Annotated in this window: 26 protein-coding genes, 1 riboswitch and 1 other annotated feature; of the genes, 20 read left to right on the forward strand and 6 right to left on the reverse strand. The window is 44.8% G+C overall.

Annotation, left to right across the window (positions count from 1 at the left end; genetic code table 11):
* Positions 1-2 precede the first annotated feature (2 nt).
* The 4 genes from lolA (at position 3) to OCU90_RS05705 (ending at position 3,947) form a co-directional block, all read left to right on the forward strand.
* Complete coding sequence (gene lolA, locus OCU90_RS05690; protein ID WP_004734556.1) at positions 3-599, forward strand: outer membrane lipoprotein chaperone LolA; 597 nt, start codon at positions 3-5, stop codon at positions 597-599.
* 64 nt (positions 600-663) lie between these two features.
* On the forward strand, positions 664-2,019 hold the full coding sequence (locus tag OCU90_RS05695; RefSeq protein WP_240513387.1) for a replication-associated recombination protein A: 1,356 nt from the start codon (positions 664-666) through the stop codon (positions 2,017-2,019).
* Between the two features lie 142 nt (positions 2,020-2,161).
* Positions 2,162-3,469 carry a serine--tRNA ligase gene (gene serS / locus OCU90_RS05700; protein WP_004734554.1) on the forward strand — a complete coding sequence of 436 codons (1,308 nt, stop codon included), beginning with the start codon at positions 2,162-2,164 and terminating at the stop codon, positions 3,467-3,469.
* Positions 3,470-3,680: 211 nt separating this feature from the next.
* Complete coding sequence (locus OCU90_RS05705) at positions 3,681-3,947, forward strand: DksA/TraR family C4-type zinc finger protein (RefSeq protein ID WP_004734553.1); 267 nt, start codon at positions 3,681-3,683, stop codon at positions 3,945-3,947.
* A gap of 104 nt (positions 3,948-4,051) precedes the next feature.
* Here OCU90_RS05705 and bioA read toward each other — a convergent pair whose 3' ends face one another.
* The gene (bioA, locus tag OCU90_RS05710) at positions 4,052-5,329 is read right to left on the reverse strand and encodes an adenosylmethionine--8-amino-7-oxononanoate transaminase (protein WP_061022658.1); all 1,278 of its coding nucleotides are present in this window, start codon (positions 5,327-5,329) and stop codon (positions 4,052-4,054) included.
* Positions 5,330-5,488: 159 nt separating this feature from the next.
* Between bioA and bioB the strand changes: the two genes are divergently transcribed.
* The 4 genes from bioB to bioD are packed head-to-tail and all read left to right on the forward strand — an operon-like array spanning position 5,489 to position 9,223.
* On the forward strand, positions 5,489-6,541 hold the full coding sequence (bioB, locus tag OCU90_RS05715) for a biotin synthase BioB (RefSeq protein WP_061022657.1): 1,053 nt from the start codon (positions 5,489-5,491) through the stop codon (positions 6,539-6,541).
* On the forward strand, positions 6,528-7,739 hold the full coding sequence (bioF, locus tag OCU90_RS05720; RefSeq protein ID WP_061022656.1) for an 8-amino-7-oxononanoate synthase: 1,212 nt from the start codon (positions 6,528-6,530) through the stop codon (positions 7,737-7,739). Before bioB ends, bioF begins: the two co-directional genes overlap by 14 nt.
* A complete protein-coding gene (gene bioC / locus OCU90_RS05725; RefSeq protein ID WP_061022654.1) occupies positions 7,740-8,543 on the forward strand; it encodes a malonyl-ACP O-methyltransferase BioC in 804 nt (267 codons plus the stop codon).
* Positions 8,540-9,223, forward strand: a complete 684-nt coding sequence (gene bioD, locus OCU90_RS05730; protein ID WP_061022653.1) for a dethiobiotin synthase — start codon at positions 8,540-8,542, stop codon at positions 9,221-9,223. The genes bioC and bioD overlap by 4 nt, the downstream gene beginning before the upstream one ends.
* A 114-nt stretch (positions 9,224-9,337) precedes the next feature.
* Here the strand turns inward: bioD and OCU90_RS05735 are convergent, their stop codons facing one another.
* Positions 9,338-9,505 (reverse strand): hypothetical protein, encoded by a 168-nt coding sequence (locus tag OCU90_RS05735; RefSeq protein WP_017078977.1) that lies wholly within the window; start codon positions 9,503-9,505, stop codon positions 9,338-9,340.
* A 277-nt stretch (positions 9,506-9,782) separates the two neighbouring features.
* Between OCU90_RS05735 and htpX the strand changes: the two genes are divergently transcribed.
* A complete protein-coding gene (gene htpX / locus OCU90_RS05740) occupies positions 9,783-10,646 on the forward strand; it encodes a protease HtpX (RefSeq protein WP_010439977.1) in 864 nt (287 codons plus the stop codon).
* 321 nt (positions 10,647-10,967) lie between these two features.
* Here htpX and purB read toward each other — a convergent pair whose 3' ends face one another.
* From purB to mnmA, 3 genes are all read right to left on the reverse strand, one after another.
* On the reverse strand, positions 10,968-12,338 hold the full coding sequence (gene purB, locus OCU90_RS05745) for an adenylosuccinate lyase (protein ID WP_017083261.1): 1,371 nt from the start codon (positions 12,336-12,338) through the stop codon (positions 10,968-10,970).
* A 143-nt stretch (positions 12,339-12,481) separates the two neighbouring features.
* Positions 12,482-13,099: a high frequency lysogenization protein HflD gene (gene hflD, locus OCU90_RS05750; RefSeq protein WP_004734565.1), complete on the reverse strand. Its 618-nt coding sequence runs from the start codon at positions 13,097-13,099 to the stop codon at positions 12,482-12,484.
* A gap of 41 nt (positions 13,100-13,140) precedes the next feature.
* Positions 13,141-14,277, reverse strand: coding sequence for a tRNA 2-thiouridine(34) synthase MnmA (mnmA, locus tag OCU90_RS05755; protein ID WP_004734566.1), 1,137 nt, complete (start codon positions 14,275-14,277; stop codon positions 13,141-13,143).
* 203 nt (positions 14,278-14,480) lie between these two features.
* Here mnmA and OCU90_RS05760 point away from each other — a divergent pair, with 203 nt between their 5' ends.
* Positions 14,481-14,750 carry a hypothetical protein gene (locus tag OCU90_RS05760; protein WP_004734567.1) on the forward strand — a complete coding sequence of 90 codons (270 nt, stop codon included), beginning with the start codon at positions 14,481-14,483 and terminating at the stop codon, positions 14,748-14,750.
* 102 nt (positions 14,751-14,852) lie between these two features.
* A complete protein-coding gene (locus OCU90_RS05765) occupies positions 14,853-16,157 on the forward strand; it encodes an inosine/guanosine kinase (RefSeq protein WP_004734568.1) in 1,305 nt (434 codons plus the stop codon).
* Positions 16,158-16,329: 172 nt separating this feature from the next.
* On the opposite strand, the gene OCU90_RS05770 is transcribed toward OCU90_RS05765, so the two are convergent.
* The gene (locus OCU90_RS05770) at positions 16,330-16,740 is read right to left on the reverse strand and encodes an H-NS family histone-like protein (protein WP_004734569.1); all 411 of its coding nucleotides are present in this window, start codon (positions 16,738-16,740) and stop codon (positions 16,330-16,332) included.
* A 364-nt stretch (positions 16,741-17,104) separates the two neighbouring features.
* A riboswitch (Lysine riboswitch) is annotated at positions 17,105-17,282 on the forward strand.
* Between the two features lie 112 nt (positions 17,283-17,394).
* On the opposite strand from OCU90_RS05770, the gene OCU90_RS05775 reads away from it, so the two are divergent.
* The 9 genes from OCU90_RS05775 (at position 17,395) to hisIE (ending at position 26,654) form a co-directional block, all read left to right on the forward strand.
* Complete coding sequence (locus tag OCU90_RS05775) at positions 17,395-18,987, forward strand: Na+/H+ antiporter NhaC family protein (RefSeq protein WP_026012259.1); 1,593 nt, start codon at positions 17,395-17,397, stop codon at positions 18,985-18,987.
* A 188-nt stretch (positions 18,988-19,175) separates the two neighbouring features.
* Positions 19,176-19,311 (forward strand) — a sequence feature (His leader region).
* Positions 19,312-19,364: 53 nt separating this feature from the next.
* Positions 19,365-20,261: an ATP phosphoribosyltransferase gene (gene hisG / locus OCU90_RS05780; protein WP_061022651.1), complete on the forward strand. Its 897-nt coding sequence runs from the start codon at positions 19,365-19,367 to the stop codon at positions 20,259-20,261.
* Positions 20,261-21,562, forward strand: coding sequence for a histidinol dehydrogenase (gene hisD / locus OCU90_RS05785; RefSeq protein WP_017078982.1), 1,302 nt, complete (start codon positions 20,261-20,263; stop codon positions 21,560-21,562). The genes hisG and hisD overlap by 1 nt, the downstream gene beginning before the upstream one ends.
* 9 nt (positions 21,563-21,571) lie before the next feature.
* A complete protein-coding gene (hisC, locus tag OCU90_RS05790) occupies positions 21,572-22,612 on the forward strand; it encodes a histidinol-phosphate transaminase (protein WP_017086080.1) in 1,041 nt (346 codons plus the stop codon).
* Between the two features lie 131 nt (positions 22,613-22,743).
* Entirely contained in the window at positions 22,744-23,832 is a 1,089-nt protein-coding gene (hisB, locus tag OCU90_RS05795) for a bifunctional histidinol-phosphatase/imidazoleglycerol-phosphate dehydratase HisB (protein WP_061022648.1), read from the forward strand.
* Positions 23,833-23,856: 24 nt separating this feature from the next.
* Positions 23,857-24,471 carry an imidazole glycerol phosphate synthase subunit HisH gene (gene hisH / locus OCU90_RS05800; RefSeq protein ID WP_016794414.1) on the forward strand — a complete coding sequence of 205 codons (615 nt, stop codon included), beginning with the start codon at positions 23,857-23,859 and terminating at the stop codon, positions 24,469-24,471.
* Between the two features lie 43 nt (positions 24,472-24,514).
* Positions 24,515-25,252, forward strand: a complete 738-nt coding sequence (gene hisA, locus OCU90_RS05805; RefSeq protein ID WP_012604374.1) for a 1-(5-phosphoribosyl)-5-[(5-phosphoribosylamino)methylideneamino]imidazole-4-carboxamide isomerase — start codon at positions 24,515-24,517, stop codon at positions 25,250-25,252.
* The gene (gene hisF / locus OCU90_RS05810) at positions 25,234-26,007 is read left to right on the forward strand and encodes an imidazole glycerol phosphate synthase subunit HisF (RefSeq protein WP_004734577.1); all 774 of its coding nucleotides are present in this window, start codon (positions 25,234-25,236) and stop codon (positions 26,005-26,007) included. Before hisA ends, hisF begins: the two co-directional genes overlap by 19 nt.
* Positions 26,004-26,654 (forward strand): bifunctional phosphoribosyl-AMP cyclohydrolase/phosphoribosyl-ATP diphosphatase HisIE, encoded by a 651-nt coding sequence (gene hisIE / locus OCU90_RS05815; RefSeq protein WP_004734578.1) that lies wholly within the window; start codon positions 26,004-26,006, stop codon positions 26,652-26,654. Before hisF ends, hisIE begins: the two co-directional genes overlap by 4 nt.
* The last annotated feature ends 95 nt before the right edge of the window (positions 26,655-26,749 follow it).

Genomic DNA, 26,749 nt, shown 5'->3' on the forward strand with positions numbered 1-26,749 from the left:
TGATGAAAAAAGTATTCGCACTTTTATTTATGAGCTTTTCAGTATTGGCTTCTCCGAAAGAAGAACTGAGTAGCCGCTTGTCATTGAATGCAGGTTTTAGCGCCGACTTTAAACAAGTCGTGACTAGCCCTGATGGTGATGTTGTTATGGAAGGCGAGGGCACGGTTGAGATTGCACGCCCAAGCTTATTCCGTTGGGAAACGACTTTCCCTGATGAAAACGTGTTGGTATCTGATGGTCAAAGCTTGTGGTACTACAGCCCGTTCATTGAGCAGGTTAGTATTTACTGGCAAGAGCAAGCAACATCACAAACACCTTTTGTCTTGCTGACTCGTAATCAAGAAAGCGATTGGGACAACTACAATGTCGCACAAACGGGTAACCAATTTACGCTAACGCCGACAGCCGTGGATTCTAATCAGGGCGACTTCCAGATTAAGATCACTGAAAAGGGTATTGTTCAGGGCTTTAACGTAATTGAACAAGACGGTCAGAAAGGTGAGTTTACCTTTAGCAATGTTGACTTGGGTAAACCTGCAGCAGACCGCTTTACTTTTGTGGCACCGGAAGGTGTCGAGGTCGACGACCAAAGAAACTGATCTAATGAAGCAGATCATTTGGTAGTACGTCGATAGGCACAGATGCCATCAACGAATCAAGAGATTGCAATTGAGTAATTACAGCTTAGATTTTGCAGGGGACGAAGATTTTCGTCCCCTTGCTGCTCGTATGAGACCTGAAACTGTCGAACAGTACATCGGTCAGCAGCATATATTAGGCCCAGGTAAACCACTTCGTAGAGCGTTGGAAGCGGGCCATATTCACTCGATGATTTTATGGGGGCCTCCTGGCACCGGTAAAACCACGCTGGCGGAAGTGGCAGCAAACTATGCGAATGCTGAAGTTGAGCGCGTATCAGCGGTAACCTCGGGTGTTAAAGACATTCGTATTGCGATTGAAAAAGCGCGTGAAAATAAACAAGCAGGGCGCAGAACGATCCTGTTTGTGGACGAAGTCCATCGCTTTAACAAAAGTCAGCAAGATGCCTTTTTGCCACACATTGAAGATGGCACCGTGACCTTTATTGGCGCGACCACAGAAAACCCATCCTTTGAACTGAACAACGCTTTGTTGTCACGTGCGCGTGTTTACAAGCTGACTTCGCTTCATACCGATGATATTTCTCTCGTTATTCGCCAAGCTATTGAAGATAAACAGCGCGGTCTGGGTGATGTAACGGCTGATTTTGCTGATAACGTCTTAGATCGCCTCGCTGAACTGGTCAACGGTGACGCACGTATGTCGCTCAACTATCTTGAGCTGCTGTATGACATGGCGGAAGACAACGACAAAGGCGAGAAAGCGATAACGTTGCAGTTGCTGGCTGAGGTAGCAGGGGAGAAAGTCGCTCGCTTTGATAATAAGGGTGATATTTGGTACGACTTGATCTCCGCTGTTCATAAATCGATTCGCGGTTCAAACCCTGATGCGGCGTTGTATTGGTCAGCAAGAATGATTGCTGCGGGTTGTGATCCTTTGTATATCGTAAGACGTTTGCTGGCGATTGCTTCTGAAGATATTGGTAACGCTGACCCAAGAGCAATGCAGGTCGCAATGTCCGCTTGGGACTGCTTCACTCGAATTGGTCCTGCCGAAGGTGAGCGTGCTATTGCACAGGCGGTTGTTTATCTCGCGTGTGCACCAAAGAGTAACGCCGTTTACACCGCTTGGAAGCAAGCGTTAACGGATGCACACAATCTGCCTGAGTATGAAGTTCCTCATCATTTACGAAATGCACCTACAACTTTGATGAAGGACATGGGCTACGGGCAAGAATACCGTTATGCTCATGACGAACCTGGTGCCTACGCAGCTGGCGAAAAGTATTTGCCGCCTGAAATGGGCGAAACACAATACTATTTCCCAACAAAACGAGGCTTAGAGACCAAAATTGGCGAGAAGCTAGATTATCTGGTGGATTTGGACGCAAAAAGCCCACAAAAACGCTATGAAAAGTAGTCTTTTTTGGATATCGTTACCTAGTCATAAAAATTCAATTAAATCGTTTGAAATTGGTCGAATTAGCACCGGTTTTAGGGGTTTAGCAGTGATTCAGTAGCAATCTACTGAATATTCAAATAACTAAAGCATAGGATTAGCAATGCTGGATTCTAAATTACTTCGAGCTGAGCTGGATGAAACAGCGGCAAAATTAGCACGTCGAGGCTTCACCCTTGATGTAGAGACAATTCGTGAACTTGAAGAAAAACGTAAGTCCCTTCAGATGAAAACTGAAGAGCTGCAAGCGTTACGTAACTCTCGATCGAAGTCCATTGGTCAAGCGAAAGCAAAAGGCGACCATGAAGAAGCTGAGCGTATCCTTGCAGAAGTAGGCAACTTAGGCGCAGAACTAGACCAAGCTAAAGTAACATTGGCTGAGCTTCAATCTGAGCTAGAAACGATCACCATGTCAATTCCTAACCTACCTGATGCAGAAGTGCCAGACGGTAAAGATGAAGACGACAACGTAGAAGTTTCTCGTTGGGGTCAACCTAAGACTTACGACTTCGAAGTGAAAGATCACGTAGATCTAGGCGAAATGTCTGGCGGTCTTGATTTTGCTAGCGCAGTTAAAATCTCAGGTTCTCGTTTCATCGTGATGAAAGGCAAATTTGCACGTCTACACCGTGCTATTGCTCAGTTCATGCTGGATCTTCACACTGATGAGCACGGCTACACAGAAATGTACGTGCCGTACCTAGTGAACCACGATAGCCTATACGGTACTGGTCAACTTCCTAAGTTCGGCGAAGACTTGTTCCACACAAGCCCGCTAACTGAACAAGTAAGTGACGTACCTCTTAAGACTCTATCGCTTATCCCTACGGCAGAAGTACCGGTAACGAACATGGTTCGTGACACGATTACTGATGAAGCTGAACTGCCACTTAAGATGACAGCTCACACGCCATGTTTCCGCTCTGAAGCGGGTTCTTACGGTCGTGACACTCGTGGTCTTATCCGTATGCACCAATTCGACAAAGTTGAACTAGTACAAATCACTAAGCCAGAAGACTCAATGGCAGCGCTTGAAGAGCTAACAGGTCATGCTGAGAAAGTACTTCAACTTCTAGAGCTTCCTTACCGTAAAGTGATTCTATGTACAGGTGACATGGGCTTCGGTTCTGCGAAAACTTACGACTTAGAAGTATGGGTACCAGCACAAGAGACTTACCGTGAAATCTCTTCTTGTTCAAACATGTGGGATTTCCAAGCGCGTCGTATGCAAGCTCGTTTCCGTCGTAAAGGCGAGAAGAAACCTGAACTTGTACACACTCTAAACGGTTCTGGTCTTGCTGTTGGTCGTACTATGGTTGCTATTCTTGAGAACAACCAAGAAGCTGACGGCCGTATTGCTATCCCAACAGTACTTCAACCATACATGGGCGGCGTAACGCACATTGGTTAATCAGTAAAACTGTTATACGAAAACCCAGTCAATCGGCTGGGTTTTTTATTATCTGTTACACCGGAAAGCAGTAAGTCGAGGGCCAGTTTCATTACTTATTTGTAATAGTGTTTCTCTAATTCTGGTTATTATTACATCACTCAGAAATGGTTATAATGCGCTCTTACCGCGGTAGGTACAAATTTTCTCATGCAAATACAGAGGAGGACTTATGGCAGTAGGATGGGCAGGTGACGATAGCGTCAGTCAGCAAATTCAAAATACCATTGATGATGAGATCTCTCGTGTAAGAGGGAACATTCAAAGTGGGGAAAGCTTGCATTATTGTGACGAGTGCGGTGATGAGATATCAGAAAAGAGACGGCTAGCGATTAAAGGCGTGCGTTTCTGTATTGGATGCCAGTCCATGTTTGAACACGTTGCGCATCGTCACTCATTGTTCAATCGCAGAGCAAGTAAAGACAGCCAACTTCGTTAGAAGGCGGTCGTTCTCTATTGTCGATAATAATGAACTCACCTCTCCTTAACTTCAATATTGCAGATAGCAAATGAACCAGTAAGGAGAGGTAATAGCTTTGTCTTCTATTTAAAGCAGTGGCGATCTTTTAATGCGCAATAAATGGCGGAAACAAGTTTCTCGATGTGCTCAGGCTTGCTAATGAACGGAGGCATCATATAAATCAACTTACCAAATGGGCGGATCCAAACACCTTGCTCTACAAAGTGCGCTTGGATGGTTTCCATATCGACAGCCGTGTGAGTTTCGACAACGCCAATAGCACCAAGCCAACGAACGTCTTTAACCAGTTCATGCTCGAGTAGAGGCGGTAGCAATTCAGAAAAGAGTTGTTCAATCTGTTGAGTCTGATTTTTCCAATGGCCTTGCTCGATGATGGATAAACTTGCTGCACCCACAGCACAAGCTAAAGGGTTGCCCATAAAGGTAGGCCCGTGCATAAAGCAACCGGCTTCACCGCCACATACGGTGTCTGCGACTTCTTTGCTCGCAAGCGTCGCTGACAGCGTCATATAGCCGCCAGTTAAAGCCTTGCCTACGCATAAGATATCGGGTTGAACATCGGCATGCTCACAGGCGAACAGTTTGCCTGTTCGGCCAAATCCGGTCGCAATCTCATCCAAAATAAGTAATACGTTGAATTCATCACACAGTAATCGAACTTGTTTTAGGAACTCAGGGTGGTAGATGCGCATGCCGCCAGCGCCTTGAACGATAGGCTCTAAGATTACGGCGGCAACTTCTGCATGATGGGCTGTGAGTTTCTCTCGAAAGCTATTGATGTCACTTGAATTCCACTCATCCCAAAAGCCAGTCTTTGGTGAATCAGCAAAAATATGTTCAGGTAGAAAGCCTTTGTAAAGGCTATGCATCGAGTTATCCGGATCGGTCACTGACATCGCCGCAAAGGTATCTCCGTGGTAACCATCTCTTAGCGTTAGGAACTTTGAACGAGGTTGCCCTTTAGCATGCCAGTACTGCAGTGCCATCTTAAGGCTAACTTCCACGGCCACTGAACCTGAATCGGCCAAGAATACGTGCTCTAGATTACTTGGCGCTAGTTTCAACAACTTCTTACATAAATCGATAGCGGGCTGGTGGGTGATACCGCCAAACATAACGTGTGAAACCTTATCGACTTGGCTGTGAGCCGCAGCATTGAGCTCTGGATGATTGTAGCCGTGGATGGTTGACCACCAAGATGACATACCATCAATAATTCGTTTTCCGCCTTCTAATTCTAGATAAACACCGTCTGCGTTGGTGACTGGGTAGCAGGTCAGAGGTGTTAACGTTGATGTGTAAGGATGCCAGATATGCTGGCGATCAAAGGCGAGATCCATAGTAACTTCCATTTTTTGTGTGGTTAAAAAATAACCATATGTAAACTTTTGATATTATCAATGTGTTGACAGTCTAAAGCTTGTCGGTAGACTAGCCAAGCATAAATGCAATCTCTATTAATAGAGATGCAACATCAAATAATAAAAAAGGATCGACACGTGGAAGTTCGTCATGACTGGACAGTTGCTGAAGTAACAGCACTGCTTGAAAAACCGTTTATGGATTTAATGTTTGAAGCTCAAGTCGTTCATAGACGGTACCAAGAGCACAACCACGTGCAAGTGAGTACGCTTCTATCGATAAAGACGGGTGCTTGTCCTGAAGATTGTAAGTACTGCCCTCAAAGTGCTCACTACCGAACGGATGTCGACAAAGAACGCTTAATGGAAGTCGAGCGTGTTTTGGATGCTGCGCTAAAAGCTAAGAATGCGGGCTCAACTCGCTTTTGTATGGGCGCTGCATGGAAAAACCCGAAAGAGCGCGATATGCCTCACCTTACCGACATGATCAAAGGTGTGAAAGGCATGGGTTTGGAAACCTGTATGACACTGGGCATGTTAACGCCCGATCAAGCGGGTGAGTTAGCGGATGCGGGTTTGGATTACTACAACCATAACCTTGATACGTCTCCTGAGTTCTACGGCAGCATCATTACTACTCGTACTTACCAAGACCGTTTAGATACATTATCTCACGTGCGTGATGCCGGTATGAAAATCTGCTCTGGTGGTATTATTGGTATGGGCGAAAGCACCAATGACCGTGCCGGCTTACTTGTTGAACTTGCTAACCTTCCTGTACACCCTGAAAGTGTGCCAATCAACATGCTCGTAAAAGTGAAAGGCACACCGATGGAAAACGTCGACGATGTTGAGTCTTTCGATTTTATCAAACTGATTGCCATTGCTCGTATCATGATGCCAATGTCTGCGGTTCGTCTATCAGCGGGTCGTGAGAATATGAATGAACAGATGCAAGCGATGTGCTTCATGGCTGGCGCGAACTCTATCTTCTACGGTTGTATGCTACTGACTACACCAAACCCAGATGAAGACACGGATATGCAGCTGTTTAAGAAGTTAGGTATTAACAGCCAACAAGTGGCTCAGAAGCCTGATGAAATTCAAGAAAACGAACTGTTAGATCAAGTGGTGGAGCGCGTTGCTGCTCGTCCAACGAAAGATGACATGTTCTACGATGCCACTGTTTAAATCTCGCATCAAAAGTGCTCTTGCTCATCGCCGTGAGCAAGGGTTAACTCGTCAACTTAAGGTGTTAGAAAACAGTAATGGTCCTTTGCTTACGAGCGAAGGTTCTAGCTTCATTAATTTTTCGAGTAATGACTATTTAGGATTGGCAAACGATCCTGAGTTGGTGAATGCGTGGCAAACTGGACTTTCCCAATATGGTGCTGGCAGTGCAGCATCGCCATTGGTCACGGGTTTTAGCCCTGCTCATCGAAATTTAGAGGCTCAGTTGTGTGAATGGCTCGGCTTTGAACGCGCCATTCTCTTCAACTCTGGTTTCAGCGCTAACCAAGCCTTGTTGTTTTCTCTGCTCGATAAAGACGATTATCTACTGCAAGATAAGCTTAACCACGCATCTCTAATGGAAGCGGGGATGCTTTCTCCTGCGACAATGAAACGTTTCAAGCACAACGATACTCAGCACCTCGAGTCTTTACTAAGCCGCTCTCCACAATCGTTAGTCGTGACTGAAGGTGTGTTTAGCATGGATGGCGACAAAGCGCCTCTTAGCCAGATATTTAACCTGACTAATCGATACGACAGTTGGTTGGCGGTTGATGATGCCCACGGTATTGGCGTATTAGGTGATAAAGGGGCTGGGAGCTGCAGTGCGGCACAAATCTCACCTGATATCTTGGTGGTGACTTTTGGTAAAGCATTTGGCCTTTCTGGTGCTGCGATTCTTTGTTCGTCAGAGGTGGGTGACTACTTAACTCAGTTTGCTCGTCATCATGTGTATTCGACAGCGATGCCCCCTTCACAAGCGGTGGCTTTGTCTCATGCTTGTAAGATGATCCAGACGCAAGAGTGGCGTCGTGAGAAGTTGACAGAATTTGGCGCCCTTTATGCTGAGCAGATGAGTGGCGTGAAAGGCTTTATTGATACTCAGACGCCGATCAAGCCATTTTTAATCGGCGAAGCCCAAGCTGCACTATCTATTGCTGAAGAGTTAAAGCGCAATCAAGTTTGGGTAACGGCAATAAGGCCACCAACGGTGCCTATTGGGACTGCTCGTTTACGAATTACGTTAACGGCCAATCACAGTCAGGAACAGATTCTTCAGTTAACTGACTCGTTGCTTCAAGCAATAGAGCGAAGCAACGACTCTGAAAGCCAACCAAGCATAGAATCAAGCTTTGAATTAAAGAAAGAGGCTCAGTAAATGTCACAAGAAGCAGTAGTGCATAATTACGTAGGCCAAGATAAGAGTGCTATTGCCGAAGCCTTCGGTAAAGCAGCGACAACGTATGACAAACACGCTGAATTTCAGCGCGATGTCGGCCACCGACTACTGGATAAGCTACCGAGAGACCTCTCTGGCTTAAAGGTGCTCGATTTAGGTTGTGGTACTGGCTACTTCTCTGAGCAGATGATAAAGCGTGGTGCTGAAGTGGTGTGTGCTGACCTTTCTGTTGGAATGTTAGAAAGGGCAGAGCAGCGCTGTGGTGCATCGGTTTATTTATATCAACAAGCCGATGCTGAACAATTGCCGTTTGAAGATGGGTGTTTTGACATCGTTTTTTCAAGCTTAGCGTTGCAATGGTGTGATGATTTATCCTCACCTTTACAAGAGATGAAGCGCGTTGTAGCGGTTGGTGGACGTGTTATTTTCTCAACTTTGCTTGATGGATCACTGTTTGAACTGAAAAAGTCGTGGTCCAAAATTGACGCACATCAACACGTTAACCATTTTATTACAATCAATCAGGTAAAAATTGCGTTAGCGCAATCTAGCTGTACGGCTCATCAACTAGACTTGCCCACCATCACCGTTTGGTACGACACTGCGTTTGAACTGATGCGCGACCTTAAAGGTATCGGCGCTAATCACGTAAGTGGTCGCTCACAAGGTTTAACAAGCCGCCGCATGTTGCAGCTTGTTGAACGGGAATATCGAGAGTTTAAAAACCATCAAGGTTTCTTGCCAGCAACATATCAAGTTTGTTTAGGGGTTATTCAATTATGATTGATGCATTATTCATTGCAGGTACGGATACCGAAGTGGGAAAAACTGTGGTTTCAAAAGCGATTCTTCAAGCTTTGGCCGCACAAGATTTATCAACAATTGGTTATAAGCCAGTTGCAGCTGGGTGTGAACAATACCCTGAAGGGTTACGTAACAGTGATGCATTGCACCTTCAAGAAGCTGCGACGCAAGATGTTGCTTACGAAGACGTTAACCCGTATGCATTGTTGCTACCATCATCACCTCATATCGCAGCTAAGCATGACGGTGTCGTGGTTGATGAAGCGGTATTATCAGCAAAGTTAGAACAGCATAAACAGAATTCAGACATCGTTTTAGTTGAAGGTGCTGGTGGCTGGCGTGTTCCGGTTTCAGACGATGAATACTTGTCTAGTTGGGTTAAGAAAGAGCAGCTTCCAGTCGTACTGACGGTGGGGATTAAGCTTGGCTGTTTGAGCCACGCTTTGTTAACCGCAGAAGCGATTCGTGCAGATGGTCTAAACCTAGTAGGTTGGGTTGCTAACCGCATTAATCCAGGCACTGAACATTACGCTGATATTATTGCGATGTTGGAAGACAAGCTAGGTGCGCCAAAGTTAGGTGAAATCCCTTATGTGCCAAAAGCCAAGTCTAAGAACATTGGTAAGTACATTAATGTACAGCCATTGCTTGATCTCTAAGTTTCAAGTTATGCGTTAAACAAGAAAAGGGCTGCGATTGCAGCCCTTTTGCTATGTTAAGCCTTTGACCATAAGTTGATAAACAACCGGTCTTTTAATCCAGCAAGCTTGGGATTAATGTTCTTTTGTAAGTCCCATTAGTGCTTGCTGTGTTTCTGTGATTTTTGTCTGTGCCGTTTGCGGTGTTAGGATTCCAATCTGCTTTTTCGCTTCTTCTTCAGTAATCCCTAGGTGACAGCACAGTAAATCGATAGCCATTTGAGTGTTAGTACCTTCAACCATGATCGTTCCCTTTTTGTACATGGACTAGCCAATAAATCATCTGAGGTCACTGTAAACGGATTGTTATATCGACACCATACGACTTAGGTCTAATAGACCGCGATTAACTCAGCTACAATCTCGTAATCAAATGTTGCAATTTAATGCTTAACCTTGTTTTCTTAATCTAAGACTATATGTATAAGTAAGTATAAGTCTTCAAGGTTGGAATAAATTGCTGTCTGCCTTGTCTATAACAATAAGTTTTATAAAAACAGCTTTCATGCGGAGATAAGTAATGAAGCGAGTAATGTTGTTCCTTGCAACCAACCTTGCGGTTGTATTGGTACTAAGTGTTGTTCTTAATATTGTATATGCAGTCACAGGTATGCAACCAGGAAGCCTCTCAGGCTTGCTGTTAATGGCTGCGGTATTTGGCTTTGGTGGCTCATTCATCTCATTAATGATGTCAAAGAAAATGGCGCTACGCTCTGTAGGCGGCATGGTCATTGAGAGCCCACGTAACGAAACAGAACATTGGTTGATGGAGACGGTAAGCCGTCAATCTCAACAAGTTGGTATTGGTATGCCAACAGTGGCGATCTACGACTCACCAGACATCAACGCCTTCGCGACAGGTGCTAAGCGTGACGATTCATTGGTAGCGGTATCAACAGGTCTGCTACACAACATGACGCGTGACGAAGCTGAAGCGGTATTAGCGCATGAAGTGAGCCACATCGCGAATGGCGATATGGTGACCATGACGTTAATGCAAGGTGTCGTGAACACGTTCGTTATCTTCCTATCTCGTTTCATCGCCAACATTGTTGCGTCGAATGACAACGAAGAAGAGGGTGGCAGCAACATGATGGTGTACTTCGGTGTGTCTATGGTGTTGGAATTGGTATTTGGTTTCTTAGCAAGCTTCATTACGATGTGGTACAGCCGTCATCGTGAATTCCATGCTGATGCAGGTGCAGCAAACCTAGTGGGTAAAGAGAAGATGATTGCAGCGCTAGAGCGTTTAAAGGTGAGCCACGAGCCACAACTAGAAGGTTCTATGATGGCATTTGGTATCAACGGCAAGAAATCGCTTACTGAGCTTCTGATGAGCCACCCACCACTAGACAAGCGTATTGCGTCTTTACGTAACATGTAATTTCTAACACAAGCTGCTGTCGTTAAGTGGCAATATGTATTCTAAAGGCTTCCTTCGGGAGGCCTTTTTTGATCTTGTCATTCAAGAAAGTAAGTCTCAGGGGGATATGTGTCCAAGAGATATGATAGAGGGTTACTGGTGATGAAGCGTTACGATATTCATTGGTTGATATCGCACGGGCTGATATGAGCAGGGCAATTAGGCGGGATGGCTTTGTATTATTTTGCTAACGACTCTTGTGCTCAATACACTTTGTTCCGCTCAACAAAAAGGCTTCCACATGGGAAGCCTTAGTCTATTCTGTGATTCGAACTTCGAACCTTACAGCTTGTCAGTTAGCTCGATTGCTTGACCGATGTAGTTCGCTGGCGTCATCTCTTTTAGACGTACTTTCTCGTCTGCAGGGATTTCAAGACCATCGATGAATGCGCGCATGCCTTCGCCATCTACACGTTTACCACGAGTTAGCTCTTTTAGCTTTTCGTATGGCTTCTCGATGCCGTAACGACGCATTACTGTTTGTACTGGTTCAGCCAATACTTCCCAGTTTTTGTCTAGTTCAGCAAGTAGCGCAGCACGGTTAACTTCAAGCTTGCTAATACCTTTCAGAGTCGAAGTGTATGCAATGATTGCGTAGCCAACACCAACACCTAGGTTACGAAGAACCGTAGAGTCAGTAAGGTCACGCTGCCAGCGAGAAACTGGAAGTTTTTGTGCTAGGTGGCTAAATACTGCGTTCGCTAGACCAAGGTTGCCTTCAGAGTTTTCGAAGTCAATTGGGTTAACTTTATGCGGCATTGTAGAAGAGCCGATTTCGCCAGCAATAGTCTTCTGCTTGAAGTGACCAAGAGCGATGTAGCCCCAAACGTCACGGTCGAAGTCCAGAAGGATTGTGTTGAAACGAGCAACAGCATCAAACAGCTCAGCGATGTAATCGTGAGGTTCGATTTGAGTTGTGTACGGGTTCCAAGTTACGCCAAGAGATTCAGTGATGAACTCTTCGCTGAACTGGTGCCATTCAACTTCTGGGTATGCAGAAAGGTGTGCGTTGTAGTTACCTACAGCACCGTTGATTTTCGCTAGGATCTCAACGTTTTCGATTTGCTTGTATTGACGTTCCATACGGTACGCAACGTTAGCCATCTCTTTACCCATAGTAGAAGGAGAAGCTGGCTGACCGTGTGTGCGAGACAGTAATGGAATATCACGGTACTCGTTCGCAAGTGCTTTGATAGCATCAATTACGTTGCGGATTTCTGGAAGAATCACGGTATCACGAGCTTCTTTAAGCATAAGCGCGTGAGAGGTGTTGTTGATGTCTTCAGAAGTACATGCAAAGTGAATAAATTCGTTTACAGCGTGAAGTTCAGGAACGCCAGCAACTTTCTCTTTCAAGAAGTACTCAACCGCTTTAACGTCGTGGTTAGTCGTGCGCTCGATCTCTTTGATACGTAGAGCATCTTCTTCACTGAAGTTAGCAGCTAGTTCATCAAGAAACTGGTTAGCTTCTGCACTAAACGCTGGCACTTCTTTGATTGCATCTGTAGCTGCAAGCTTTTGTAACCAACGAACTTCAACGATAGAGCGGTACTTTAGTAGGCCAAACTCACTAAAGATGCTGCGTAATGCAACAGTCTTGCTTCCGTAACGGCCGTCTACTGGTGAAACAGCAGTCAATGCTGACAGTTCCATGGTGTTCTCCTGAATTGAGTTTTCTAAATTTTGAGAGGTTTATACCAGCAACAATCTCAATTGTCACGCATATTGCGCAATCGTTTGCGTTGAAATTGTGTTGGTACAACAAACAAGCTCGCGACGAGGCGCGAGCTAATAAATTACATGCGAGCTAGCAGGATTTGAGCCTGCTCGATCATCTTCTTGCGACCGAAGATAAGGTGGCGACGTTTACCGCCAACTTGACGCCATAACACAGCGCTTCGAATTCCTGATAGCAGCAGAGCACGAACCTTATGCTGGCTCGATGTCTGTTGAAGTACTGCTGGCGTACCAGAAACCTGAATACGAGGGCCAATAGGGCTCACTACATCTAAGTAGATGCTCGCAAGGTTGCTGATCATTTGCTCGTCAAACAGATCGAAGTGCTCAGTTTGACGCTCTGCAGTTTGAATACGATCGCCAAGCTGTGACATAGAGTCATTGCGAGCAGATAGTTTACGTTCAAGCGCCATCAGGCTGATGATGTAGCGAGTAATGTCGCTACCAGCAGGAGTACTGTCGATACCTTTTACTAAGCATTCAAGGCCTAGCTTTAGGTTCGCCTCACGGCCAAATACACCCACAGTGTTCGCTGGGTTAGTATTTAAAATGGCATTGAGTGAAGCTTCGAAGGCATCTTTATCACAACGGCCGTCTTTCGCTACTTGTTGAACCAAAGCTACAGCTTGGCAAATTCCAGCGAAAGCAATAGTACGGTCATAAAGTGTATTAGCCACGTAGTAACTCCTAGTTGTTTTCTATCGTTTTGTTTGATTAGTTAGATGCGTTTTTCGATGATACCACCACCAAGACAGACTTCATCTTGGTAGAACACAGCCGACTGGCCTGGCGTTACAGCGATTTGCGGCTCATCGAAGATAACCTTAATGTTATCATCGTCAATTGGGATGATTGTACAAGGAATATCGGTTTGACGGTAACGTGTTTTTACCGTGCATGTCATAACTTCAGTAATTGGTGTGCGATTAACCCAATGAAGCTGAGAAGCGATCAAACCTTCTGATTTTAAAAGAGGGTGGTCTTTACCTTGTACCGCGATCAGAACATTACGTTTAAGGTCTTTTTCACCAACAAACCATGGGTCTTCATTACCGCCGCCGCCTTTGGTGCCACCGATATGCAGGCCTTTACGTTGACCTAGCGTGTGGTACATCAAACCTTGGTGTTGACCAATAACTTGGCCTTCAGGTGTCTCGATGTTACCTGGTTGAGCCGGTAGATATTTGCCAAGGAATTCTGTGAACTTACGCTCACCAATAAAGCAGATACCTGTTGAGTCTTTTTTCTTCGCTGTGATCAAGTCTTGCTCTTCAGCAATGCGTCGCACTTCAGGCTTCTCTAATTCACCAACTGGGAATAGGCTGCGTGCCACTTGATCTGAACTTAGCGTATATAGGAAATAGCTTTGGTCTTTGTTGCCGTCTAAGCCACGCAGCATTTCTGGTTTTACGCCAGCATCGAGCTCTTCTTGTGTTGGGAAAGTACGACGAACATAGTGACCCATCGCGATGTAGTCTGCGTCTAATACTTCATCCGCAAACTCTAAGAATGCTTTGAATTTGATTTCTTTGTTACAAAGGATATCTGGGTTCGGTGTACGACCCGCTTTGTATTCTTCAAGAAAGTACTCGAATACATTATCCCAGTACTCTGCTGCAAAGTTGATAGTGTGAAGGTGGATACCTAGTTTGTCACATACCGCTTGAGCATCAGCAAGGTCTTCAGCTGCCGTGCAGTATTCTTCGTTATCGTCTTCTTCCCAGTTTTTCATGAAAAGGCCTTCTACCTGATAGCCTTGTTGCTGAAGAAGATACGCCGATACTGACGAATCTACACCGCCGGACATACCGACAATTACTTTCTTTTCGCTGTTTCCAGAGCTGATATCTGACATGTCTAAACACCGTTACTATTACTTGGTCGCAGATTCTAACAGAAAGAGAAACACCGCGACAGATCCGAGACCGGAATCACAGTTTCATTTGCACAAATATTGCGCTGAATTCGTTAGAGAATCGCATGAACGCGAGGAGACTCGCTAGGATGTCAGATCTATATGTGGCATAGTCGCTCGAAATCCAAGACCTGAGATAAAAAATGTCTGAACAAAATGAGTTTATGCAAGAAGAACAGTTGATCGAGATTATCGAAAACCAACTTGAAGATGGCCAACCTGTGAAAGTGAAAGAGACGCTGATGCGTTTAATGATGACAGGTACTCCTCGTGAAGAGGCGATTGCGGCTATGGCATGTGCATTGGCTATTGAAGTATTTGATGTAATGAAAAACGGCGCTGAGTTTAATCAAAAACGTTACGCCGAGCATTTGGGTATGCTACCTGACTTAAGCTTTATGGAAGGCGAATAAAAAAATAGCCTAGCAAACGTTTGCTATAGTTTGAAAGATTGCCGCGTTAAATATAGCGCGGTAGAATCCGCCACCTATTTCCCCTTGACTTAGACTAGCCTTATGAAATTCCCTGGACAACGTAAATCAAAGCACTATTTTCCGGTTCACGCTCGTGACCCTTTAGTAAGCCAAGCTCAAACTAGCAAAAGAATGTCACGTACTCATATTATCGGTATTGACCAAACTTTGGTGGATATTGAAGCGAAAGTGAGTTCTGAGCTAATCGAAAAATATGGCCTAAGTAAGGGACACTCACTGGTTATTGGTGATGAAGCTGCTGAATCCTTGTATCAAGAATTAAAAGAACAGTGCCTGATTACCAATGAATACGCTGGTGGCACAATTGGTAATACATTACACAACTATTCAGTACTTGCGGATGACCGTTCAACGCTATTGGGTGTAATGAGCCAAGATATTAAGATTGGTAGCTACGGTTACCGCTATTTATGTAATACATCAAGCAGAATGGATCTGAACCATTTACAAGGGGTAGATGGCGCAATTGGTCGCTGCTTTGCATTAATTACAGAAGATGGTGAACGTACTTTCGCAATTAGCGAAGGACAAATGAACCAATTAAAACCAGAAAGCATCCCTGAGAAAATTTTCAAAAGTGCTTCTGCTTTAGTGTTAACGGCGTATTTAGTTCGTTGTAAACCAGGTGACCCTATGCCTGAAGCAACAATGAAAGCGATCGAATACGCGAAGAAATACGATGTGCCTGTTGTTTTAACTCTTGGTACTAAGTTCGTTATTCAAGATGATCCAGAGTTCTGGAAAGATTTCCTTGAACAGCACGTCACCGTTGTTGCAATGAATGAAGACGAAGCTGAAGCCTTAACAGGAGAAAGCGATCCGCTTGCTGCTTCAGACAAAGCACTAGAGTGGGTAGACTTAGTTCTATGTACGGCAGGCCCTGTTGGCTTATTCATGGCGGGTTATACTGAAGACGCGGTCAAGCGTGAAACTTCATTGCCGTTGTTACCAGGCTCGATTGCAGAATTTAACCGCTATGAGTTTAGCCGCCCTGCACATAAAGAGTTATGTGACAACCCAACGAAAATCTATTCGCATATCGCACCTTACATGGGTGGTCCAGAAAAGATCAAGAATACCAATGGTGCAGGGGATGCGGCGCTGTCGGCTTTATTACATGATATGGCAGCAAATAAATATCATAAAGAAAATGTACCGAATTCTAGCAAGCACCAACATGCATTTTTAACGTATTCATCTTTCTCACAAGTTTGTAAATATTCAAACCGTGCAAGTTATGAAGTGTTGGTTCAGCACTCTCCTCGCTTGTCTCGTGGCCTTCCTGAAAGAGAAGACAGTCTAGAAGAAGCATACTGGGAAAGATAAGATATTTTTATCTTTTTCATTTATATTTCTAATAGTGAAATATAAAAAAGGCTCCGAAAGGAGCCTTTTTTGTTTCTGAATATATTGAAGCCGTAAATAATACTTTAGTCGACTTAATATTAATTCTATTGCTTAGTGTTTTATTGATTATTCACTTAGCAAACACGATGCCTTAAAGAGCAAACTCTTCTAGAGATTTACCAGCATCTAGTTGTTCTTGGATAGCTGAAGGCGTACGGCCTTGACCTGTCCAAGTTTTCTCGTCGCCGTTTGCGTCTACGTATTTGTATTTCGCTGGGCGAGGAGCGCGTTTAGCTTTAGTTGTTTTAGATTTTGCTTCACCAGAAAGTGCAGCAATAAGATCTGCAACATCAATTCCGTCTTTTGCAATTTGTTCAGCAATAGCAGAAAGCTTAGCTTCTTGCTCTGCTTTAGCTGCACGTTCTTCAGCTTCAGACTCTTGACGCTCTTGTACAACAATAGTCAGCTTGTCTAGCGCTTCTTCAAGTTGCTCAAGAGTTAATTCACGTGAGAACGCACGAAGGCTGCGGATATTTAATAGTGTTTTTGTTAATTCAGACATGATATTTCCCATCAAGGTAAACTAAATAATCCTCCTAATAATAAACAGAGCCTAGGAATAAAACAAATAGTATTTCTTGTATTGGTTATTTAAATATAAAAGTGAGATGAATAGTTGAAAAAGAAACGACTCACTTTTGATGAATTTATAATAATTATTAAGATTATCTTAAAAATCGATATGTGACTGGTGGAGTAATTGTTATATGTAGACTATTTTTTTATTGATTAGTTCATTAACAAAAAGACATTTTTGTCGGAATGATATGTTGCATTGTTGCTCTTGATGGGTACAATTGCGGCTACCTGATGCGATGCTTTGGTTAATTTGTTGTTAAACTCTGGTTTACACAGTTAATAATGTTATCGCACGTAGAGGCGCAATTATAAAAAGTAGTTTTCGTTGGGGTGATGCCAATGAGCGGGAATGAAAGGTCTAATTGCCGAAGTAAATTGTATATCTAAGCAATTTGCTGGGGTTGTGCTCAATAGGTACAACACTGCCATAGTCTTAATTTTAAACTATGGAGCGCTACTGTAGGGTTGGGTGAAGTGTTCACTTCCCTTTCGCTTAGTTCAACATGAGCTTGATAAGTCGTATCAAGTTTGTCTGCAGTAGATCTCTAGCCAAATAAAAAACTGGTTTTTGAAGATCATGAATTTAATAGATTTTGCAACATCGCCTTTATCGCTGCTTCCTCCTTTGGTTGCATTGACTCTAGCAATTGTTACCCGCCGTGTATTGGTTTCCTTAGGTGTTGGTATTTTTATGGGTGCGATTCTACTTGCTGACTACTCAGTAGGTAACGCAGCTAGTTACGTGTTTACTAAAGCATCTGGTGTTTTCATCGAAGATGGTGGCATTAACACTTGGAACATGAGCATCATCGCATTCCTAATTATTCTCGGAATGACAACTGCATTACTCACACTATCTGGTGGTACTCGCGCATTCGCTGAGTGGGCACAGTCTCGTGTGAAGAGCAAACGTGGTTCAAAACTACTTGCTGCCTTCTTAGGCGTATTCATCTTTGTCGATGATTACTTCAACAGCTTAGCGGTAGGTGCTATCTCTCGTCCTGTAACAGACCGCTTCTACGTATCTCGCGCTAAGCTAGCTTATATTCTAGATTCTACCGCTGCTCCAATGTGTGTGATTATGCCGGCTTCTAGCTGGGGTGCTTACATCATCACTATTATTGGTGGCATCCTAGTGACACACGGTGTGACAGAGTATTCTGCACTGGGTGCTTACGTTCGTCTTATCCCAATGAACTTCTACGCTGTGTTCGCACTATTAATGGTATTTGCCGTTGCATGGTTCGGTCTAGACGTTGGTAAGATGCGTGAACATGAGATCGAAGCATCTCAAGGCCGTGGCTTTGAAGGCGACAACGATCAAAAGCAAGCTCACGATCTAAACGAAGAGCTAGACATTCAAGAGAGCGAAAACGGTTCTGTTTCTGATCTCGTTATGCCAATCGTATCGTTAATCGTAGCAACAGTTGCCGCTATGCTTTACACGGGTGGCCAAGCGCTGGCTGCTGACGGTCAAGCATTCAACCTGCTTGGTGCGTTCGAAAATACAGATGTAGGCAAGTCTCTTGTTTACGGTGGTGTTTTAGGTCTGCTTGTTGCCCTAGCGACAGTGTTTAAGCAAAAGCTACCAATGTCTGATATCGCAAGAACAATGTGGATCGGTGCTAGCTCTATGTTTGGCGCTATCCTGATTCTTGTGTTCGCTTGGACTATCGGTTCTGTCATCGGTGACATGAAAACAGGTTCGTACCTATCATCTCTAGCAACTGGCAACATTGATTACCACTGGCTACCGGTTATTTTGTTCCTTCTTGCTGGCCTAATGGCATTCTCGACAGGTACATCTTGGGGTACGTTCGGTATCATGCTTCCTATCGCGGGTGACATGGCTGCAGCTTCTGACATCGCGCTGATTCTACCGATGTTAAGTGCGGTTCTTGCTGGTTCTGTATTTGGTGACCACTGTTCTCCAATCTCAGACACAACGATTCTGTCTTCTACAGGTGCTCGTTGTAACCACATTGACCACGTATCGACTCAGCTTCCTTATGCGCTGTCTGTGGCGTTCGTATCGTGTATCGGCTTCATCACTCTAGGTATGACATCATCAACTGGCATCGCATTCGGGGCAGCGTCTCTAACGTTTGTGGCAGTATGTTTTGCATTGGCTTATTTCTCACGTTGTAAAATGTCGACGTGCAAAAGCTAATCATCACTTGATTGAATAATGAAAAGGGAGGCGTTGCCTCCCTTTTTTTGTGCTCGTTAATTTAATTTTAAATTTCGTGAAAAAAGTTCGAATAAATGGTTGAAAAAGGGTGTCAGCTTAGTTAGTGTGGAGACAAGACAGCAAACAACCTAAGAGCTGATAAGTATGCGTAAATTAGTAATGAACATTCATCACCATCATCACCCTATCTAGTCTTTCGGGGAGATTTACGTATACCCGGGAGCAAGAATTCTCCCGGAGGTTAAGTCAAAGAATTTAGATTTAAACCCTCGGGACGACAAAGTCTTCCGAGGGTTTTTTAGTTTTAGCACTTTTAAATAATCAATAAATTCAAATATTTGCACAGGGATACAGCAATGCAGACACAACGCCTAAGAATCGCAATTCAAAAGAAAGGTCGCTTAAGTAAAGAGTGCCAAGATCTACTTAAAAAATGTGGTGTTAAATTTAACATCATGGGTGAGCGCTTAGTTGTTCATTCACTAAATATGCCAATCGACTTGTTATTAGTTCGTGATGACGACATCCCAGGGCTTATCATGGATGGTGTGGTTGACCTTGGTTTCATCGGTGAAAACGAACTAGAAGAAGTTCGCCTAGACCGTGTTGCTCTTAAAGAGCCTTCAGAGTTCCACACACTACGTCGTTTAGACTTCGGTGGTTGCCGCCTTTCTATCGCTATCAACAAAGACGAAGAATACAACGGCCCACAAGATCTAGCGGGCAAACGTATTGCGACCACTTACCCACAACTACTAAAAGCCTACATGGACGAGCAGGGTGTTGAATTCAGCACTTGTATGCTAACAGGCTCGGTTGAAGTGGCTCCTCGCGCAGGCCTAGCAGACGCTATCGCCGATTTAGTTTCTACAGGTGCGACGCTAGAAGCAAACGGCCTAAAAGAAGCAGAAGCTATCTTCCAATCTAAAGCAACACTGATTCAACGTGTTGGTGAGTTCGACGCTGATAAGACTGCATTGATTGAAAAACTACTGACTCGTATGCAGGGTGTTCAACAAGCGAAAGAGTCGAAGTACATCATGCTTCACGCTCCAACTTCTCAGCTAGAGCAAATCAAAGCACTACTGCCTGGTGCTGAAGATCCAACGGTTCTTCCTCTATCAACAGACAAAGACAAAGTTGCCGTTCACCTTGTAAGTACCGAGAACTTGTTCTGGGAAACAATGGAACAGCTGAAAGAGTTGGGTGCAAGCTCGATTCTAGTATTACCAATCGAAAAAATGATGGGGTAGTGACGATGAGAACCGTTGTTTGGCAATCTTTAAGTGAATCACAGCAAGACTCGGTACTAGAGCGTCCAGCTATTACTGAAGGTGCAAACATCACAGCGACTGTTTCTGATGTTATTGCAAAAGTACGAAATGAAGGCGATGCCGCACTTAAAGAACTGACTGAAAAGTTCGATCGTGTGACTCCAGAATCCATTCGAGTCAGCTCGACTGAGATTGAAGAGGCATGTGCTCGTTTAACACCAGAAATGAAGCAAGCGTTAGAGCAAGCTTATAGCAATATTGCTAAGTTTCACGAAGCTCAGAAGCCGCAGCCAATTAAGGTTGAAACACAGCCAGGCGTTGTGTGTGAGCAAGTGACACGCGCTATTAATACTGTTGGCCTTTATATTCCGGGTGGCAGCGCGCCACTTCCGTCAACGGTTCTTATGTTAGGTGTACCCGCTCAAATCGCGGGTTGCCGCAAGGTTGTGCTTTGTTCACCTCCGCCAATCGCGGATGAAATCTTGTATGTCGCTAATCTTTGTAAAATCGATGAGGTTTACAATGTAGGTGGTGCTCAAGCTGTTGCGGCGATGGCTTACGGTACGGAGAGTGTCTCTAAAGTAGATAAAATTTTCGGTCCTGGTAATGCGTACGTAACGGAAGCTAAGCGCCAAGTAAGCAATGACTTCCGTGGTTCTGCGATTGATATGCCGGCAGGCCCATCGGAGGTGATGGTGATTGCAGACGAAACTGCGGATGCTGACTTCATTGCTGCTGATCTACTGAGCCAAGCTGAACATGGCCCAGATTCACAGGTTGTATTAGTAACACCATCGCCAGTTATTGCCGACCAAGTAACCGATGCGGTTCAGAAGCAACTGAAAGAACTGTCTCGTGCGAACATCGCTCAGCAAGCATTGGCTTCAAGCCTAATCATCATTGCTGAATCGATCACTCAAGCGATTGCGATTTCTAACTTCTACGGTCCAGAGCACTTGATTGTTCAGACCAAGAATCCACGTGAATTGCTGCCGTTACTAGACAATGCAGGTTCAATCTTCCTTGGTGACTGGTCTCCAGAGTCTGCAGGTGACTACGCATCAGGTACAAATCACGTTCTTCCTACTTACGGCTATACCAAAACCTATTCAAGTCTAGGTTTGGCTGATTTCTCTAAGCGTATGACGGTACAAGAGTTAACGGCTGATGGCTTGAAAGGCCTAGCGCCAACGGTAGTCACAATGGCGGAAGCCGAAGGTTTGGATGCGCACAAACGTGCTGTGACCATCCGAATTGAAAAGTTAAATAAAGCGAAATAAGGGTAGGGCATGGAAAAGTTAGCAAGAAAACAAGTTCAGGCTCTTACACCTTACTTGTCTGCAAGACGCATTGGTGGCAGCGGAGATGTGTGGCTAAACGCTAACGAGTCTCCGTTTGATAACGAGTACAACCTAAACTTGTCTCGTCTTAATCGCTACAGCGAGTGCCAGCCTAAAGAGCTGATCGATGCTTACGCTCAATATGCAGGCGTGAAATCAGAGCAAACGCTGACCACTCGTGGCGCTGACGAAGGTATCGAACTTTTGATTCGAGCTTTCTGCGAGCCGAACGAAGATTCGATTCTGTACTGCCCTCCGACTTACGGTATGTACGCCATCAGTGCCGAGACGATTGGTGTTGAGCGCAAGGTTGTGCCTTTGACGGCTGAATGGCAATTGGATCTTCCTGCTATTGAAGCTCAACTAGACAACGTGAAAGTAGTGTTTGTTTGTAGCCCAAACAATCCAACGGGTAACTTGGTTGATCGCAAAGACATCATCAAACTGCTTGAAATGACGCAAGACAAAGCGATTGTGGTGATGGATGAAGCGTATATCGATTTTTGTCCAGAAGCGTCAACGGTCGACTTGCTTGAGCAATACCCGAACCTTGCGATTCTGCGTACCTTGTCGAAAGCTTTTGCTCTGGCGGGTTTACGTTGTGGCTTTACGCTGGCGAACAAAGCGCTTATCGATGTACTGTTGAAAGTGATTGCGCCTTACCCGGTTCCAATTCCAGTTGCTGACATTGCCGTTCAAGCGCTTTCTGAACAAGGGCTTGCGCGAGCGAAGTTCCAAGTTCTGGATTTAAGTGCTAACCGAGCGTATTTGCAAGCTGGTTTGTTGGGTATGCCTCAAGTGACGGTATTTGATGGTTGGGGTAACTACCTGCTGGTTAAATTCCCGAACGGCGATGAGTTGTTCAAAGCGGCATGGGATACGGGTATTATTTTGCGTAATTCACCTATTGAAGACTGTGTTCGTATTAGTATTGGTAACCGAGAAGAGTGCGAAAAGACACTTGGATTCATTCGTAACTTTTTTCAGTAACGAAAGGCTTACCATTAATAACATTTGTCAGTCTGAGTTGATTAAAAACAGACTGGCAAATGAAACCAATATTTTGGGTTAGCGTTTGATTTTAGCTAGGCCAGCAGATTTAAAATTAAAAGGAAGTTCAAGTGAGTAAACAACAGAAAATACTTTTTATAGACCGTGATGGCACCTTAATTGTTGAGCCGCCAGTCGACTTTCAAGTAGACCGTTTAGACAAACTAAAATTCGAACCGCTAGTGATCCCTAGCCTACTGGCATTGCAAGATGCGGGTTACCGCTTAGTGATGGTCACTAACCAAGATGGCCTAGGTACCGACAGCTACCCACAAGAAGATTTCGATGCGCCACACAATATGATGATGGAGTTCTTCGAATCTCAAGGCGTTAAGTTTGACGATGTACTTATTTGCCCTCACTTTGACGAAGACAACTGCTCTTGCCGTAAGCCTAAACTGGGTATGGTTAAAGAATACCTACAAGGCGGCAAAGTCGACTTCCAACACTCTGTTGTCATTGGCGATCGAATGACGGATCTTCAACTTGCTGAGAACATGGCAATTAGTGGTATCCAATACGGCCCGGATGCAGAAACGGAAGGCACACTCAACTGGCCACAGATCGTTAAAGATTTAACGGTTAATGCTCGTGTTGCCGAAGTGGTTCGTACAACGAAAGAAACTGACATTAAGGTAGCCGTAAACCTTGATGAAACCGGTGGTAACAAGATCGATACTGGCATGGGTTTCTTCGATCACATGCTTGATCAAATCGCGACACATGGCGGTTTCCAGATGAACCTGACTGTGAAGGGCGACCTACACATTGATGATCACCACACAATCGAAGACACCGCTCTTGCTTTAGGCCAAGCACTTAAAGATGCATTAGGTGACAAACGTGGTATCGGCCGTTTCGGTTTCAGCTTGCCTATGGATGAGTGTTTAGCTCAGTGTGCTTTAGACCTTTCTGGTCGTCCGTACCTAAAATTTGATGCTAAGTTTAGCCGCGAGCAAGTGGGTGACCTTTCAACAGAGATGGTGGTTCACTTCTTCCGCTCTCTAACCGATACATTGGCTTGTACATTGCACCTTTCTTCAGCTGGTAATAATGATCACCACATTATTGAGAGTCTGTTCAAAGCGTTTGGCCGTACTCTCCGCCAAGCAATCAAAGTTGAAGGTAACGAGTTACCAAGCAGCAAAGGCGTTCTGTAAGGCTAACGTTAGCAAGGAAAAACAATGAAAGATCAAAAAGTCGTTATTATTGATACTGGTTGTGCCAACGTTTCCTCAGTGAAGTTTGCTATTGAACGCCTGGGCTATGCCGTTGAAATTTCAAAAGAACCAAAAGTTGTTCTTGCTGCGGACAAGCTGTTCCTACCCGGTGTAGGTACAGCAAGTGAGGCAATGAAGAACTTGCAAGAGCGTGACCTTGTTAGCCTTGTGAAACAAGTAGAGAAGCCTCTGCTGGGTATCTGTTTAGGTATGCAACTGTTAGGCAAACTGTCTCAAGAGAAAGGCCAAAAGGCTGACGCACTGGTTGAATGCCTAGGATTATGTGATGGCGAAGTTCGTTTACTTGAAACGGGTGATTTGCCATTACCACACATGGGTTGGAACACAGTAACCGCGACACCTAACCACCCTCTATTCAAAGATATTGAAGAGGGCGAGTACTTCTACTTTGTACACAGCTTCGCAATGCCAGTGGGTGACTACACAATCGCACAATGTGATTACGGTAATCCGTTTACTGCCGCAGTGCAAAGTGGCAACTATTATGGTGTTCAGTTCCACCCAGAACGTTCGTCAAAAGCTGGCTCTAAGCTGATTCAGAACTTCTTGGAATTGTAATAAGGATTAGGCAGCGGCTACCGTTGCCAGATAAGGAATGTAAATGATTATTCCCGCGTTAGATTTAATTGAAGGCCAAGTTGTTCGCTTATTTCAAGGGGACTACGGGCAAGTAACAGAATACAAAGTCGATCCAGCAGAGCAGTTCAACCTGTATCACCAAGCTGGCGCTGGCTGGCTTCACCTTGTTGACTTAACAGGTGCAAAAGATACCACTGCTCGTCAGTTAGACTTGATTGCTAAGCTACTTGCTAGCACGCCTGCGAACATCCAGATTGGTGGTGGCGTTCGCAATGAACAAGATGTCGTTGATCTGCTAGAAGCGGGCGCACAGCGCGTTGTGGTTGGTTCTACAGCAGTTAAGCAACCTGAGTTGGTTAAAGGTTGGATGGAAAAGTACGGCGCGGAAAAAATCGTGCTGGCTCTGGACATCAACATTGACGAAAGCGGCACACGTAAAGTGGCGATTTCAGGTTGGCAAGAAGATTCAGGCGTGACCATTGAAGCGCTAATTGAAGATTACCTCACGGTTGGCCTTAAACACGTTCTGTGTACAGATATTTCACGTGATGGCACGCTAGAAGGGTCAAACGTAGAGCTCTATGTTGATCTCTGTAAACAGTACCCACAAGTGCAATTCCAATCATCGGGTGGCATTGGCAGCCTAGCTGATATCGAAGCACTGAAAGGCAGCGGCGTTGCGGGTGTGATTGTTGGTCGTGCACTGCTTGATGGCAAGTTCACCGCAGAGGAGGCATTTGCATGTTGGCAAAGCGAATAATCCCTTGTTTGGATGTCCGTGATGGGCAAGTGGTTAAGGGCGTTCAATTCCGTAATCACGAAATTATTGGTGACATCGTTCCGCTAGCACAACGCTACGCAGAAGAGGGCGCTGATGAATTAGTATTTTATGACATCACCGCATCAAGTGATGGCCGTGTGGTCGATAAAAGCTGGGTGAAACGTGTAGCAGAAGTGATTGATATTCCTTTCTGTGTGGCTGGTGGTATTAAGTCCGCGGAAGATGCAGCACGCATTCTCGAGTTTGGTGCAGATAAAGTATCCATTAACTCGCCTGCATTGGCTAACCCACAGCTGATCACTGACCTAGCTGATAAGTTCGGCGTGCAGTGTATCGTTGTCGGTATCGATTCATACTTCGATAAAGAGACGGGTAAATATCAGGTTTACCAATTCACAGGCGATGAAGCGCGTACCAAAGCAACCAAGTGGGAAACCAAAGATTGGGTGCAGGAAGTACAGAAGCGTGGCGCTGGTGAGATCGTGTTAAACATGATGAACCAAGATGGCGTTCGCAACGGCTATGATATCGACCAGTTAAACATGGTACGTTCAGTGTGTAATGTACCCCTGATTGCATCAGGTGGCGCAGGCGCAATGGAGCACTTTGCTGAAGCCTATAAAAAAACCAACGTGGACGGAGCACTTGCGGCTTCGGTATTCCACAAGCAAGTCATCAATATTGGTGAACTTAAACAGTATTTGAAACAACAAGATGTAGAGGTGCGACTATGAGTTTTGAACCCGTAAGCTTATCAAAAACAGAAGTAGGCGCATTGTCAGAGCGTATTGATTGGGAAAAAGTAGATGGCTTAGTGCCAGCTATTGTTCAAGATTACCAATCGAGCCAAGTGCTGATGATGGGATACATGAACCCAGCAGCGCTCGAGAAAACAGGTGAAACTGGCCAAGTGACGTTTTTCTCTCGCACTAAAGAGCGCCTTTGGACCAAAGGTGAAACGTCGGGTAACGTATTGCAACTGCAAAACATGTCATTGGATTGTGACAACGATACCTTGCTGGTTAAGGTTAATCCCATTGGCCCAACGTGCCACACAGGTACAACAACGTGTTGGGATGGAGACAAGCAAGAAGAAACACAGATGGTGTGGCTTCATCAGCTTGAGCAGCTACTGGCTGCCCGTAAGGACGCAGACCCTGAGTCTTCTTATACTGCCAGTTTATATGCCCGTGGCACCAAGCGTATTTCGCAAAAAGTGGGCGAAGAAGGCGTTGAAGTCGCGCTTGCGGCGACGTCGGGCGATAAGGCGGAATTAGTGTGTGAATCAGCAGACTTGATTTATCACTTGATGGTTCTTTTACAAGACCAAGGCTTATCGATGAACGATGTGGTGAACAAATTAAAAGAGCGCCATAAGTAAGCTCTCTTTAGATTAATCGAACTACGTAACAGATAGATAAAAGCCCCGTAAACAATTATGTTTATGGGGCTTTTTAGCTTTTAAATTTTCAAGAT

Origin of the sequence: Vibrio splendidus (assembly GCF_024347615.1) — a bacterium.
Lineage (GTDB): Bacteria > Pseudomonadota > Gammaproteobacteria > Enterobacterales > Vibrionaceae > Vibrio > Vibrio splendidus.